Genomic DNA, 14,847 nt, shown 5'->3' on the forward strand with positions numbered 1-14,847 from the left:
CTTGAACAAGAACATATTAACATCTCAAATTCAAAATTTTATAAGCGAAAATTTAGGAACGGATCCTATTGCCCTTTTATTAAAGCCTTTAAATTTGGATGGTGTTACCAACAAGGAAATCACAGAACAAATCGAAGCCAAGAACAAGTGCAAGGACAAACTCCCAACTTGGTACCGCTCAGACAATATCTACTACCCCAACAAACTAAATATAGAACAGACATCCTCAGAAAACACCGCCCAATACAAGGCCGGGATGATAAGTGGGAAAGCGCTGTTGGACATGACCGGCGGCTTTGGGGTTGACAGTTATTTTTTCAGTTTCAACATAGGACAGGTGCATCATTGTGAAATTAACAAGGATCTGTCCCAAATAGCCACACATAATTTTAAGACCTTGGGCAGGACCAATATCCATTGCCATGCCATGGATGGCATAGATTTTTTAAAAAGCTCGGAAGTCGATTTCGATTGGGTATTTATTGACCCCTCCCGTAGACATGATGCCAAAGGAAAGGTTTTTTTGCTGTCCGATTGTATTCCGAATGTACCGGATAATCTAGATATTATTTTGGCCAAGGCGAACAATATTATGATAAAAACCTCGCCACTTCTAGACCTATCGGCTGGCCTACGGGAGTTGCACTTCGTTAAGGAAATACATATTGTTGCGGTTAAAAATGAAGTGAAGGAAATACTATGGATATTGGAACGAGGCTATAAAAATGAGGTATTGGTAAAAACGGTAAACCTAAACGGATCGGCAATGGAACAGTTCAGCTTTTCCCTTGAAGATGAAAAATTAGCGATCTCCAACTACTCCGATCCCTTGGAGTATTTATACGAGCCCAATTCGGCCATACTAAAGTCTGGGGCTTTTAAAACCCTAGGCGATAAATTCAATATGCACAAGTTACATGATCACTCCCATTTATACACCCACGATCAATTATTGGATTTTCCCGGCAGGAGGTTCAAAGTTGTAAGGTCCATTCCCTTCAATAAAAAAGAATTACAAAAACTGGACGTAAAAAAAGCAAATATTACCATTCGGAATTTTCCGATCAGCGTGGCAGAAATAAGAAAAAGGTTTAAAATTAAGGATGGAGGGGAAGCGTATTTGTTTTTTACCACTAATCCGGAAGGTGAAAAAATTGTTGTTTATTGTCATAAATTATAAGGGCAGTACGCAGCATTCTATAGCTACAATTAAGTAGCCTAATATTTGAGACTTCTCGTCGCTCATTCTTCGCTCTGTTCAAGTGAAGTCTAGATTTCACATGGAGTTACATAAATGATCTTTGAATCACTTAAACAATTTCAATCACAATCCCATTTAAAATTGGCTACTTTATCATTGGAGGCAATACCTAAATTGTAATGCCACCACTCCGTTCTAATGGACCAAAATCCATGTTTTTCCATGGTTTCCTTTAACAGCAGCCTATTATCCAGGATATTCCTGGGCAAATCCAAATTGTCATGGTAGGCCCTTTTTCCAAAAAAATCAAAATCCGTTCCCATATCCAATTCTTCCCCCTCCAAGGTGGTCAACGTAATATCTACAGCACCGCCTTTATTATGGATTGATCCCTTAACAGGATTGGCTACATATTGTGGGTTGGGCACAATGGCCCACATTTTATATTGTACGTCATTGGGTCTATAACAGTCGAAAAACTTAATTTTAAATCCTTTGTCCATAAATTCCTTATTGGCCAAAAGCAGTGCCCTGGCCGTTTTAACCCTGGTGTAACATTCCGCACAATCGTAGACCTTGGCCTTTAAAAAATTATTTTCTGTGGCATAACGAAGGTCGTATGCAAAATCATCACTATAATCTGCCAACCTTACAAACAGAGTATCCGCAAGGCCGTCAAGGGATTTTAGTTTTGGTATTTGCTCTTCTTCTTTCTTTTCGATTTTTATTTTTTTGATATCCCCAACCTCCAATTCGGTTTCAACATCATTCCGTAAATCCTTGTTTACAGTCGTCTCCTTACACCCAAAATGAAGCGCCATTGCCAAAATGGCCATTCCATTAAAAACTGTACACTTCCAATTCATATCTTCCTGTAGCAATTATTACCCTATTAATCTTAGGGGTACATATGGTCCCCCACAACAAATAAACAAAAAACCCCCGAAATGGGGGCTTATTTTATTCTTCAGAGGATATTGAAAAATTAATGAAATCTCCCAATTACCAAAAATAATGGTATTAGGTTAAGAGCTTGCCGTTTTCATCCCAAGTAGCGATCTCGTTTCTCGTACTTTGATCGATACATTTGGCTACCCATTCAGGATCGTAGGATACCCCATGCTGTGCCAACACATCGTCCGGAACACCATCCCACACATTGGGCGTATTTCCCTTATAGCCCAATTCGGCAATTCCTACCTTGGAGGAATAATAGCCACAAATGGTTAATCCTCGCATTAGATAGAAAAATTGTATTTCGAGGGGTTGAACGTCCAACGGTTTTTCTATATCGTGATAACAGATGGTATCCAATATCTGCTTTTGCTGATCCAATGTAGCCAGCTTAAACTCGGTTCCGAAATCGCTATTGCTCTTATGGTCCAACCACATTAGACCCCCTTTAAGGGTCAACTGCAACTCAGGGATATCCTTGCCCATAAACTCTATAAATTCTGGCACCTCCGCCTCTATGGGGCCTCCATTAGGCTCCCTGGGAGGAAGTATTACGGTACTCAATACCGCTATGGTTTCCATTTCGTGTTCCGTAAAAAGCTGTTCTGCATTTAATTTTTCAATCAGCTCCAACTCCTCAGGGGTACGACCAAAATAATGGGTGTTTTCTGCCGCGGCTACGGCTTCCTTTGCCGTATCGGGCCCATCGGTCTTACACCCATGAAAGGCCAAGGCAGAGGCACCTGCACCGAGAATTATTGTTTGTATACTCTTTCTTCTATCCATGGTCTAGATATTTTGCTGTTTTAATTGTTCTATAATATAATCACTGGCGCGCCAAGACAATGCCAAAATGGTCCAGGTACAGTTCTTATCCGCTTGGGAGGTAAAAGGTCCGGCATCCACAATAAATACATTGTCCACATCGTGCAACTGATTAAATTTATTAGTAACCGATGTTTTCGGATCATTGCCCATTCTGGTGGTCCCTACTTCATGGATAATACGCCCTGGCGCTTCCAGTCCATAATCGCGATCTTTTCCTGGCTTATCCCCTAAAGGCTCTGCCCCTATATTGTGGAAAATCTCCTCAAAGGTGTCCTGCATATGCTTAGCCTGTTTTAACTCTAAATCGGACCATTTATAATTAAACTTCAATACGGGAATACCAAATTGATCCACGGTGGTAGGATCTATTTCACAGTAATTTTCCTTGCGGGCAATAGATTCGCCCCTTCCGGCAACCCCTAATACGGAACCGTAATACTTTTTTACATCGTCTCGTAAACTATCCCCATATCCACCCACTTTGAGTCCAAAAAATTTATTGAATTCATTGGGATTAAAACTGAAGCCATAGCCTGGCATCTTCATGCCCCCACCAACTTCAATATGATACCCCCTAGGAAAATCCAACTTGGAGTTATCTCCCCACCAAGGGGAGTAAACATGGTTACTGCCTACCCCGTCTTCATTATACGATACCTTTCTGTTCATCAATGCCGGAACAAAAGCAGCTCTACTGGCTCCAGTGGAATCGTGCAAGTATTTACCAACGAGGTCACTGCTATTACCTAATCCGTTAGGATGTTGTTTACTTTTCGAATTCAAGAGAATACGGGCCGAACTACAGGCGGAAGCTGCCAAAACCACAACCTTGCCCCTTAATTTGTACTCCTTTCTATCGTCCTTACTAATGTAGGAAACACCTGTTGCCTTACCCTCTTCATTAGTAGTAACTTCCCGCACTACACAATTGACATATAATTTAATTCGTCCACCATTTTTTTGGGCAGGGAATATTAAACAACTTCCCGATGAGAAATCGGCATAGACCGAACAGGATCGTGAACATTGTCCGCAGTAAAAACAAACACCACGTTCTGTATTAATTCTTTTTGTAAGCATGGAAAGCCTTCCAGGAATAGTAGGTATTCCTGCCTTTTTGGCCCCATTTATATAGAAAATCTCGTGTAATCTTGGTTTTGGCGGAGGCAAGAAAAACCCATCGGGATCATTCTCCAAACCTTCGTTGGTACCAAACACCCCTATTAGTTTATCTACTTTGTCATAATAGGGTTTCACATCCTCATACCCTATAGGCCAGTCGTCACCATGACCGTCCCTGGTCTTGCCCTTAAAATCCTTTGGACCAAATCGCAGGGAAATCCTACCCCAATGGTTGGTACGTCCTCCCAGCATATGTGACCGGAACCAATGGAATTCGGTACCGGGTTCATGGGTATATGGCTCCCCTTCTATTTCCCAACCACCATATGCAGCATCAAATTCTCCAAAAGCCCTAGTTGTATTGGCACCCCTTCTTGGAGATTCATAATTCCATTTTAACTGATTCATGGTTTTCGGATCTGCCGGATCAAAAAATGGCCCAGCCTCGACCACTGCAACATTGAGTCCGGCATCGGCCAATTGCTTTGTGGCCATACCGCCACCTGCACCCGAACCAACGATTATAACATCATAAATTTCTGAGGATTCTTTTATCTGCATTTTGGAATGAATTAATTATGAACTTCAATATAAATTTAAAAACGAAATTAAATTAGAATTTTTTATCCAAACAACCTGAAAATTCATGTATTTTGATACAAAACCATCAACAATTGATAAAATGTCATTACAAGGGTCAATTCCTTGTAAGTGACCTTTAAAAATACGGCCCATTCCTTTTTTTAAAACCCTAGGAACAAACAAAAGGCCTCCTAGCGGAGGCCTTTATGGTCTATATCCATAAATGGAAACTTAATTATTTTAAACCTTCCAAATACCTTAAACTCTTGGGAACCTGATCCACCACCCTGGAACATTCGTCCTCGATGAACATATACTTTATGCCCATTTTTTTGGCTTCGGCCACAACACCGGCAATATCCACTTCTCCTGTTCCCAAAACCACATTGGTTTCCACATCCGCGTGACCGGTATTATCTTTCTTGGTTCCTTTTTCCATATCCTTTAAATGCAATAAAATGAATTTGGAGGGGTACTTTCTAAGTAATTTAAGGGGATCCTCACCTCCGTGATGTACCCAATACACATCCATTTCAAAATCGAAATACTTGGCATGCTCCGCCATATAATCAAATAAGGTCCCATCCTTATAGGGCCTGAATTCAAATCCATGGGCGTGATACGCCAATTGTAATCCGTTATCCCTTAGAATCTTTCCTGCGCTATTGAATACCTCAACAGCCTTTTGGGTATCCTCTATACCAAAATTGTTGCCATCGTGTGGAATCCACGCACACATCACATAAGTAGCACCGTAACTTTTGGCCTTTTTTACAACCTGCTCCGGTGCATTTGCCAATTCGTTGAATCCGGCACCTATACTAACGACTTTTAAATTGTTTTTGGCAAGCAGCCCCTTAAACTCCTCCTCGGGCATTCCGTAGCTATCCCCTCCTTCCACAACAGTAATACCCCAGTCATTTATTAATTTTAAGGTGCTTGGAATATCTTCCTTAAACTGATTTCTTAGGCTATACAATTGCAACCCCACCTCTTGGGCCGTTACATTAGTAGTTCCGAAAAAAATCATGGCTATTAAAAATAACCCTAGGAGCTGTAATTTTTTCATATTTTATTTAATTACTTAAATTCCAATGCCACTTCCTGACGTCTAGGTAAGTAAATTACCTTCGTCATCCCATTCTGCCATATCGTTGCGCTTACTTTGGTCCACACATTTGGCAAGCCATTCGGGATCATAGGATTTTCCATGCTTGGCCAAAACATCTTCCGGTACTCCGTCCCAAACATTAGGGGAATTACCTTTATACCCCAAATCCTCAATACCTTCCTTGGAAGTATAGTATCCGGTAACGGTTAAATTGCGAATCAGGGAAAAGAATTGTTGCTCGTATGTTGGATTTTCCTTGTCCGGAAAGGCAATGGCATCCAAAATCTCTTTCTGCTGTGCCTCGGTAGCCGTTTTAAATTCCACTCCGTAATCCTTATTACTTTTATGGTCCAACCACATTAAACCACCTTGCAAGGGCGTCTGATAGGCAGGGATATCCTTGGCCATGAATTCAATAAAATCGGGAACTCCCGCATCGGTAGCACTACCATAGGTTCCGTTGGCGGGCAAAATTAAGGCGCATAAAACACCCAAAGTTGCCATTTCATGTTCATTAAAAAACTGTTCTGCGTAGAGTTTTTTCAACAACTCCTTTTCCTCTGGGGTCCTCCCGAAATGTTTTTCTTCCTGAACCAGGGCTTCTGCAGCTCCAGCTTCCCCTTCTGTTCCAGGCTTACATCCATTTATTGCCAATCCACCTGCTACACCTCCAAGAATAATGGATTTTATACTTTTTCTTCTATCCATAATACTAGATATTTTGTTTTTTCAATTGCTCAACTATATAATCTGATGTTCTCCAGGCAAGTGCCAAGATGGTCCATGTAGGGTTCTTATCCGCTTGGGAAACAAAGGGGCCCGCATCAACAATAAATACATTATCCACATCGTGCATTTGCTCCCATTTATTAACAACAGAAGTTCTAGGATCATCTCCCATCCTTGTGGTACCTACTTCGTGGATTATTTCTCCTGGATTAAGCAGACCATAATCCCTATCCTTTCCTGCCGGTTTGCCTATAACCTGTCCGCCCATGTTGTGGATTATTTCCGCAAAGGTTTCCTGCATATGCTTGGCTTGTAAACGTTCGTGATCTGACCACTGGTAGTTAAAGCGCAATACTGGAATACCAAATTCATCCACTTTTCCTGGATCTATTTCACAATAGTTGCTTTCCATGGCAATGGATTCGCCACGACCTGCAAAACCGATCATTGCCCCGTAGTATTTCTTTACGTCCTCCCTAAGGACATTGCCATAGCCACCAACTTTTTCACCAAAGAACTCGTTCATGGCATTGGGGTTAAATCCGAAACCGTAGCTTGGCATCCCCATTCCACCCCATATTTCTATGTGATAACCTCTGGCGAAATCGAGCTTCTTATTGTCCAACCACCAAGGAGTATAGACATGCATCCCTCCTACACCATCTTCGTTGTATGTCTTTCTATTCATCAATTCAGGGACAAATCCGGTCATTCCTCCCCCAGTGGAGTCGTGCAGGTATTTCCCTACCACACCGCTACTATTGCCCAGTCCGGCCGGATGCTGCTTGCTTTTGGAATTTAACAGGATTCTTGCGGTACTACAGGCCGATGCCGCAAGCACCACAATTTTTCCCTTTAATCCATATTCCTTTCTATCTTCCTTATTAACATAAAGCACCCCTGTAGCCTTACCTTCATCATTGGTAGTTACCTCCCGCACCATGGCGTTCACAAAAAGGTCTATTTGACCACCATTTTTTTGCGCAGGGAAGATTAAACAACTCCCTGATGAAAAATCGGCATATATCTGACAAGATCTACCACATTGTCCACAATAAAAGCAGACCCCGCGATCGTTGTTAATCTTTTTTGTAACCATGGACATCCTTGAAGGGATGACAGGAATATTGGATTTCCTAGCACCATCTATATAATACAGCTCATGTAATCTAGGTTTTGGCGCAGGAAGAAAAAACCCGTCCGGCTCATTCTCCAAGCCTTCTTTAGACCCAAAAACACCAATTAACTTGTCTACCTTGTCATAGTAAGGTTTTACATCCTCATAGCCAATAGGCCAGTTTTCTCCAAGACCATCAATATCCTTGTGTTTAAAATCGCGTTGACTGAAACGCAAAGAGATGCGTCCCCAGTGATTTGTTCTACCCCCCAACATACGCGATCTGAACCAATTAAATTTTGATCCATTTTTTTGGGTATAAGGTTCCCCTTCAATTTCCCAACCGCCATATGCAGCATCATATTCCCCAAATGCCCTGGTTGTACTTGCGCCTCTGCGGGGAGATTCATATGGCCATTTCAACTGTGTAATTTGTTCCGGATTTTTAGGATCAAAAAATGGACCCGCTTCTACCACGGCCACTTTTAACCCTGCCTCGGACAATACTTTTGTGGCCATACCACCACCGGCACCGGACCCAACTATAATAACATCATAAATAGTTGATGATTCTTTTATCTGCATACTAAAGAGAATTAATTTTGAAGCTCAATATAAGTTTAAATCAATATTAAATTAAAATTTTTTATCCGAACAACCCGAAAATTCATGTAATTTGACACAAAACAAAGGATAATTGATAAAATATTATAGGCCTGCACACCTAACACAAATATGAATTCAGGATTAATTTCCAGAACTGTGACTTTTAGTCCACCCCTTAAAAATGGAAATCCTATCCTTAAAAATTCTTCAATTGCTCCAAAGCTTCCTTAGTGGTAGCTACCGGAAGCTTACAGGTATGATCCTGACAAACGTAAATATAGGTCCCATCATCCGCATAACGCCCTTTGAACAAGGGCATATTACTATGCCTATCACTGCCCACAATTAAGGTATTGGGCAAATTTTGCTGTTGTAATTCAGCTAACAACTGTTTGGCATCCGTGCCTACAACAGCAATTTCATAAAAGGGATATGCCGTTTTTAACAGCAGGGAATTCCATTTGGAATAATTATAAGCGCTTTCCTCCAACACCGAAATCATGGAGGAAAGCATGGCCCTTGCTTTTTGAGTAGCTTCCTTATCATAATCTATATGTCCCAAAAGAAACAGGTTTTCTGCCATAATTGCATTGGGTGAAGGCAATACCCCATCATCGGTTTTAATTATTTTGGCAATTAATTCATCGTTGGAGTTAAAGCTGAACATCCCTGAATTTTCATCCGCGAATTTGTCCTTGGCTATTTGATTCATTTTTTTGGCAAAGTCCAAATAAGAAACGGACATTGTTGTACTGTACAATTTTAAGGAAGCATTGGCCAAAAAGGAATAATCTTCCAAAAATCCGTCGCTTTTTTTACTTCCTTTTTTATAGGTATGGATCAATCGATCTTTGTCCAGACTATTTTTTTCAATAAATCGGAATACCTCCTCGGCTTTTTCCAAATAGGCAGTTTCCTGAAAAACATTGTAGGCATCCACAAACCCATTGATCAACAAAGCGTTCCATGAGGTAATGATTTTGTCATCGGTATTGGGCCTAATTCTTTTGTTCCTTGCCGTCAAAATTTTCTTTTGCCAACGTTCCTGATATTCTGCCCACTCCTCCCAGGAGATATCGTTCTCCTTAACAAAATCTTCGTCACCGGTAGTCCTAAAAAGAACATAGGAATCATTTTCCCAAATGTTGGAGCGCTTAATATTGTAATATTTGGCAAAAGTTTCGAAATCGGATCCCAAAACCGACTTTAACTCCTCTTCTTTCCAAACGTAAAATTTACCTTCCTCCCCTTCACTATCTGCATCAATGGCTGCATAATAGCCACCCTCTGGATTTTTCATCTCCCTATCCAAAAAAGCAATAGTCTCTTCTACAACCTTCTTATACATAGGTTCCTTAAACACCTTATAGGCTTTGGAATAAAGGCTCAATAATTGCGCATTGTCATAGAGCATTTTCTCAAAGTGTGGCACCTTCCATTGCGCATCGGTACTATACCTATAGAATCCGCCCGCAATATGATCATAAACACCTCCCCAAGCAATTCGATCCAAAGTGGTTTTAACAAAAACCTTAGCTTCATTATCCTCAGTTAAAACGGCATAATCCAACAAGAAATCCAGATTTACAGGAATCATAAATTTCTGCGACCCTTTATTTCCTCCCCATTTCAGGTCCCAACTGTCCTTCCATTTATCAATGCTATTTTTTAAGACCTCAGGAGTCAACATCCCCAAGTCGGAGACCGGTTTTATAATATTAACTTCCTGAATGCCTTTGGCCACCATATCGGCATATTCATTGGCCTTTTTGGGATCCTCCCTGTATAGTTTGCTTACCTGCGACAAAACTTGGTTCCACTGTTCCTTAGTATGGTAAGTGCCCCCATAAATGGGCTTGCCATTGGGCAGGGTAATTACGTTCAGAGGCCAACCTCCGTTCCCTTTAATAAGCTGCAAAGCGGTCATATAAACATGGTCTACATCGGGTCTTTCCTCCCTATCCACTTTAATATTTATAAAGTTTTCATTCATCAATTTAGCCACTTCCTCATCTTCAAAGGTCTCCTCCTCCATGACGTGGCACCAATGGCAGGAAGAATAACCAACGCTTACCAATACCAGCTTGTCCTGTTTTTTGGCATCTTCCAAAGCATTTGGGCTCCAAGGCCTCCAATTTACAGGATTATGGGCATGCTGCAATAAATAGGGGCTAGTCTCATTTATAAGATCATTGGTATATTTATGGTCGCTTTTCTGACCCTTTATATCTGAGCAAGAAAATAGGATAATTGCCATCAATAAAAAAAGATTATAAAGAGAAAGCCTAAGGCACATATTTCGGGTCATAAAATGCAAAAATGGTTCAGTCTTGAAAAATACAACAATTGAATTCAATTATCCTAGATTTGAATAAAGTTCTACGCGCGTTAAAATGTTAATTTTCAATGGGGACCTGCTTTTTCTGGGCCAAAAACCAGTCATATAGTTCATCGTTTTCATAGGCCCTGTCCCAGGCATTATGACCTACACCCTTGTAAATGGTAAAATCCACATTGTATCCCATCTCCTTTAATTTGGCCACCATTTCAATGGATTCCGTTATGGGGATCGACTTATCCTGGTCACCATGAAAGACCCTAATGGGCAAATTTTTATTTATCCAGGAGGCATAGGGCACAGGAGTCATTCCACAAACCACGGCCAAAGCGGCAAATTTATCAGGATATTGGACAGCCATTTCCCACGCAGCACCCCCACCCCTACTAAGACCGGTTAGGTATATTCTATTTTCGTCCACTTTATTGGTGGCAACGATACTATCCAAGAGGCGGTTAACGGCCCTTGTGTTCCACCACATTTTTTCTTCTGGATTCTGTGGTGCCAAGATGAGAAAAGGAAATTTCTTGCCTCCAGAAATAAGTTTTGGAGGGCCATTTCGTTTCACGGATTTTAAATTTCCGCCAGACTCCCCCCCGCCATGTAAAAATAGCAACAGGGGAAACTTCTCTTCCGGATTTACCTCATAATTACCTGGGTAATATAGGTAATACCTAAGGGTTTCGGAGGTAACAACCTCCATTTCGGAATTGATCAGTTCAGGCGAGGACTGGGAGGCACAGCCTTCAAAGATAAAAAGGCAACAAAATATAAATACTATAGTTTTCATTTGTTCTTTAAAATTGTTTGATTGTAGGACTCTCCTTATTTGTTAAAGGTAATATCCAGAAAATATCAGTATTATCAATCAGCATTCCAAATTGGTCGAAAATCAGCAAATTGATGCATTTTTCTTTAACTTACCTCCAGATTATACTTTTATTTAACATTCAGGATTATTCCCAAAACAAAAAATAGGATAATAGTTATAAATGTCTAAATGTATTTTCTTTTCGGGTTTTCGTTTTACTTTGGTACATTTATCCAGCAAACAAAAAAATTAGTATGAAGAAAGTTATTACTTTCGGGGAAATCCTGCTAAGACTCTCAACCGAAAGACACCTTCGTTTTTCACAAGCCACCAATTTTAATGCTACCTACGGTGGCGGGGAGTTTAACGTAGCGGTATCCTTGGCCAATTATGGTTTTAACGCCGAATTCGTTACACGTTTACCGAAAAATGACATAGGAGAATGCGCCCTTCAGGAAATTAGAAAACACAATGTGGCCACTACCAACATACAATTTGGGGGAGACCGTCTTGGCATTTATTTTTTGGAAACGGGTGCCGGTACCAGGGGAAGCAAAGTGGTTTATGATAGGGCCAATAGTGCCATTGCGGAAATAGAGCCGAATAGCATAGATTGGAAAGCGGTATTCAAGGATGCCGATTGGTTTCACTGGAGCGGGGTTACCCCTGCAATTTCCGCTAAGGCTGCGGCCGTATGTTTAGAAGCGGTCAAGGCAGCCCATAAAATGGGGATTACCATTTCATCGGACTTGAATTATCGTTCCAAATTATGGAAATATGGAAAAGAGCCAAAAGATATTATGCCCGAACTCTTAAAGTACAGCAATGTAATACTAGGGGATTTGGACACGGCCTTTTTTATGACTGGCCAAGAGACACAGGACCCGGACTATCAGGATATGGATTCCTTACCGGAACTGTACGACCTACTGTACAAAGGTTCTCCAGACCTAAGTTATGTAGCTACAACTTTACGTTATTCCGTAAATGCCTCCCATCAAAAAATAGGTGGAATTTTATATGACGGAAAAAAAATACACTACGCAAAAATAAGGGAGGTTACCCCTGTAGTTGACCGGGTAGGTAGTGGCGATGCCTTTATGGGAGGCTTGATATACGGCCTCTTACAGGATAGAATAGATAATCAACAAACAATAGATTTTGCTGCAGCTGCCTGCTGTATCAAGCATACGATTACAGGTGATTTCAACTTGGCCACACTTGACGAAATTGAGCAATTGGCAGGAGGAAATTCCTCTGGAAAAGTAAGTCGGTAAAACAATTATAACTTATGTCACAGTTTTCTAGAATTGAAGTAGCTGCATTAATGAAAGAAACGGGTCTTGTACCCTTATTCTATCATCCTGATGTGGACTTGGGAAAAAAAATATTAACAGCCTGCTATAATGGTGGTGCCCGATTAATAGAATTTACGGCAAGGGGGGATTTCGCCCATGAAGTTTTTGCCGAACTAAATAAATTCGTTATAAAGGAATTACCGGAAATGGCCGTAGGTGTAGGGTCGGTTACCGATGCGGCAGCGGCATCACTTTATATGCAAATGGGAGCCAATTTCATTGTAACCCCTTCCCTGCGCGAAGATATTGCCATTGCCTGTAACAGAAGAAAAGTATTATGGAGTCCGGGGTGTGGTTCCCTTACGGAAATTAACAAAGCCGAAGAAATGGGCTGCGAAATTATAAAATTATTCCCTGGCGCCAATTTTGGACCAGACTTTGTAAAAGCCATTAAAGGACCGCAACCATGGACCAGTGTTATGCCAACCGGCGGTGTAACCTTGGAAGAATCCAATTTAAAAGGATGGTTCAATGCAGGCGTTACCTGTGTAGGTATGGGTTCCAACCTCATTAGTAAAGCGGTAGTGGAAAACAAGGATTACAGTGGCTTGGAGCAATCGGTAAGGGAAACATTGGCCCTCATTAAAAGAATACGGGGCTAATGACAATACCCGTCATCTGCCTGCCTAAGGCACATTATAAAATTAAAACCTCCGATCGTTGAAAATCAGAGGTTTTTTTTATAAAATCAAATATAGTTTATCCAGAAAAGGAAGGTTCACTTTTTTATAGGGACCTCCTTATTCCCAATTCCAGCCCCCTTAACTCTGCAAGACCCCTAAGCCTTCCTATGGCAGAATAGCCAGGGTTTGTTTTCTTCTTAAGGTCATCCAACATTTTATGACCGTGATCTGGCCGCATCGGCATCCTCAAATCCTTTCTTCCTGCAGCACTTCTCTTCTGTTGCTCTTCCACCAAAGCTTTTAGCACCCCGTACATGTCTACATCCCCGGCCAAATGATCGGCTTCGTGAAAATTACCTTTTTCATCCCGCTGCGTACTTCTCAGGTGCATAAAATGTATGCGATGCCCCAAGCGCTTCACCATGCCTACCAAATCATTATCGGCCCTAACCCCAAAAGACCCCGTACAAAAAGTGAGTCCGTTGTTGGGACTATCCACTGCATTATAAAGATCTAGAATGTCCTGCTCCGTACTTACCACCCTTGGCAATCCCAGAATGGGATATGGAGGGTCATCTGGATGTATGCACATACGCACCCCTGCCTCTTCGGCAATTGGAATAATGCTTTGTAAAAAGGAAAACAGATGTTGCTTCAGTTCCTTTGCTCCAATTTGGTCATAGGTTGCCAAAATCTGATTGAACTCCTTTAAGCTATATCCTTCTTCCGCCCCAGGCAATCCAGCTATAATATTCTTGACCAATTTCTTTTGATCCTTCTCCGAAGTTTTTTCCAAATATTCCTTGGCCGCTTTCTGCTCTTCCACGGTATACGATTTTTCGGCCCCCGGACGTTTTAATAAAAAGAGTTCAAAGGCGGCAAAGGCGTCCTTTTCAAATCTCAAAGCGGTAGACCCGTCCTCCAACCCATAATCCAAGTTGGTACGCGTCCAATCCAATACTGGCATAAAATTATAACAGATAGTATCAATCCCACAGGATCCTAAATTGGTGATGGTGGTCTTATAGTTTTCCACGTACTTTTGGAAATTGCCTTGTTGCGTCTTAATACTTTCATGAATGGGAACACTTTCTACCACAGACCAGGTCAAGCCCACCGCCTCGATCTCCGCCTTTCTCTTTTTAATTTCCTCCACGGGCCATATTTCCCCATTGGCAATATGATGTAGGGCAGTAACCACTCCTGTAGCTCCGGACTGTTTAATATCCATTAAAGAAACAGGATCTTTGGGCCCGTACCATCTCCATGTATTTTCTAAAGTCAAACTCATTGATATAATTTTTAAAAATAAAACATTACTCTATTGGCGGCATTGCGACAATTTTTTTGACCACAGGTCTCTTAAGTAAATAATTTACCAAGATATTAATTTTAAAAGTATTGCACTTACCAATTTATGCAAGTTTAAAAAAGTATCACAAAATATGTTTTATTCTTAAACTTGAT

General features: G+C 41.1%; 12 protein-coding genes. 3 read left to right on the plus strand and 9 right to left on the minus strand.

Annotated features, from left to right (window positions below; all coding sequences use genetic code 11):
- The first annotated feature begins 1 nt into the window (after position 1).
- Positions 2-1,180: a THUMP-like domain-containing protein gene (locus B9Y87_RS12875; protein WP_085499406.1), complete on the plus strand. Its 1,179-nt coding sequence runs from the start codon at positions 2-4 to the stop codon at positions 1,178-1,180.
- A gap of 140 nt (positions 1,181-1,320) precedes the next feature.
- On the opposite strand, the gene B9Y87_RS12880 is transcribed toward B9Y87_RS12875, so the two are convergent.
- From B9Y87_RS12880 to B9Y87_RS12915, 8 genes are all read right to left on the minus strand, one after another.
- Positions 1,321-2,067 (minus strand): M15 family metallopeptidase, encoded by a 747-nt coding sequence (locus B9Y87_RS12880; protein ID WP_245808703.1) that lies wholly within the window; start codon positions 2,065-2,067, stop codon positions 1,321-1,323.
- Positions 2,068-2,221: 154 nt separating this feature from the next.
- Entirely contained in the window at positions 2,222-2,941 is a 720-nt protein-coding gene (locus tag B9Y87_RS12885) for a gluconate 2-dehydrogenase subunit 3 family protein (RefSeq protein WP_085499407.1), read from the minus strand.
- Between the two features lie 3 nt (positions 2,942-2,944).
- Complete coding sequence (locus B9Y87_RS12890) at positions 2,945-4,666, minus strand: GMC family oxidoreductase (protein ID WP_085499408.1); 1,722 nt, start codon at positions 4,664-4,666, stop codon at positions 2,945-2,947.
- Between the two features lie 256 nt (positions 4,667-4,922).
- Entirely contained in the window at positions 4,923-5,756 is an 834-nt protein-coding gene (locus B9Y87_RS12895; protein ID WP_139827225.1) for a sugar phosphate isomerase/epimerase family protein, read from the minus strand.
- A 42-nt stretch (positions 5,757-5,798) separates the two neighbouring features.
- The gene (locus B9Y87_RS12900) at positions 5,799-6,506 is read right to left on the minus strand and encodes a gluconate 2-dehydrogenase subunit 3 family protein (RefSeq protein WP_031444999.1); all 708 of its coding nucleotides are present in this window, start codon (positions 6,504-6,506) and stop codon (positions 5,799-5,801) included.
- A gap of 4 nt (positions 6,507-6,510) precedes the next feature.
- A complete protein-coding gene (locus tag B9Y87_RS12905; RefSeq protein WP_085499409.1) occupies positions 6,511-8,229 on the minus strand; it encodes a GMC family oxidoreductase in 1,719 nt (572 codons plus the stop codon).
- Positions 8,230-8,446: 217 nt separating this feature from the next.
- Entirely contained in the window at positions 8,447-10,507 is a 2,061-nt protein-coding gene (locus tag B9Y87_RS12910) for a thioredoxin domain-containing protein (protein WP_245808704.1), read from the minus strand.
- A gap of 139 nt (positions 10,508-10,646) precedes the next feature.
- Positions 10,647-11,378, minus strand: a complete 732-nt coding sequence (locus B9Y87_RS12915; RefSeq protein WP_085499411.1) for a carboxylesterase family protein — start codon at positions 11,376-11,378, stop codon at positions 10,647-10,649.
- Between the two features lie 275 nt (positions 11,379-11,653).
- On the opposite strand from B9Y87_RS12915, the gene B9Y87_RS12920 reads away from it, so the two are divergent.
- Complete coding sequence (locus tag B9Y87_RS12920) at positions 11,654-12,676, plus strand: sugar kinase (RefSeq protein WP_085499412.1); 1,023 nt, start codon at positions 11,654-11,656, stop codon at positions 12,674-12,676.
- 14 nt (positions 12,677-12,690) lie between these two features.
- The gene (locus tag B9Y87_RS12925) at positions 12,691-13,359 is read left to right on the plus strand and encodes a bifunctional 4-hydroxy-2-oxoglutarate aldolase/2-dehydro-3-deoxy-phosphogluconate aldolase (RefSeq protein ID WP_085499413.1); all 669 of its coding nucleotides are present in this window, start codon (positions 12,691-12,693) and stop codon (positions 13,357-13,359) included.
- Positions 13,360-13,483: 124 nt separating this feature from the next.
- On the opposite strand, the gene uxuA is transcribed toward B9Y87_RS12925, so the two are convergent.
- Positions 13,484-14,671, minus strand: a complete 1,188-nt coding sequence (uxuA, locus tag B9Y87_RS12930) for a mannonate dehydratase (RefSeq protein ID WP_217807520.1) — start codon at positions 14,669-14,671, stop codon at positions 13,484-13,486.
- Between the last annotated feature and the right edge of the window lie 176 nt (positions 14,672-14,847).

Source organism: Arenibacter troitsensis, assembly GCF_900177645.1.
In the GTDB taxonomy this organism is placed as follows: Bacteria; Bacteroidota; Bacteroidia; order Flavobacteriales; family Flavobacteriaceae; genus Arenibacter; species Arenibacter troitsensis.

What these genes read in the sequence shown, in the direction of transcription:
- B9Y87_RS12880 (WP_245808703.1), bottom strand. Translation starts at nt 2,067, where the DNA reads ATGAATTGGAAGTGTACAGTTTTTAATGGAATGGCCATTTTGGCAATG.
- B9Y87_RS12885 (WP_085499407.1), bottom strand. Translation starts at nt 2,941, where the DNA reads ATGGATAGAAGAAAGAGTATACAAACAATAATTCTCGGTGCAGGTGCC.
- B9Y87_RS12890 (WP_085499408.1), bottom strand. Translation starts at nt 4,666, where the DNA reads ATGCAGATAAAAGAATCCTCAGAAATTTATGATGTTATAATCGTTGGT.
- B9Y87_RS12895 (WP_139827225.1), bottom strand. Translation starts at nt 5,756, where the DNA reads ATGAAAAAATTACAGCTCCTAGGGTTATTTTTAATAGCCATGATTTTT.
- B9Y87_RS12900 (WP_031444999.1), bottom strand. Translation starts at nt 6,506, where the DNA reads ATGGATAGAAGAAAAAGTATAAAATCCATTATTCTTGGAGGTGTAGCA.
- B9Y87_RS12905 (WP_085499409.1), bottom strand. Translation starts at nt 8,229, where the DNA reads ATGCAGATAAAAGAATCATCAACTATTTATGATGTTATTATAGTTGGG.
- B9Y87_RS12910 (WP_245808704.1), bottom strand. Translation starts at nt 10,507, where the DNA reads ATGGCAATTATCCTATTTTCTTGCTCAGATATAAAGGGTCAGAAAAGC.
- B9Y87_RS12915 (WP_085499411.1), bottom strand. Translation starts at nt 11,378, where the DNA reads ATGAAAACTATAGTATTTATATTTTGTTGCCTTTTTATCTTTGAAGGC.
- B9Y87_RS12920 (WP_085499412.1), top strand. Translation starts at nt 11,654, where the DNA reads ATGAAGAAAGTTATTACTTTCGGGGAAATCCTGCTAAGACTCTCAACC.
- B9Y87_RS12925 (WP_085499413.1), top strand. Translation starts at nt 12,691, where the DNA reads ATGTCACAGTTTTCTAGAATTGAAGTAGCTGCATTAATGAAAGAAACG.
- uxuA (WP_217807520.1), bottom strand. Translation starts at nt 14,671, where the DNA reads ATGAGTTTGACTTTAGAAAATACATGGAGATGGTACGGGCCCAAAGAT.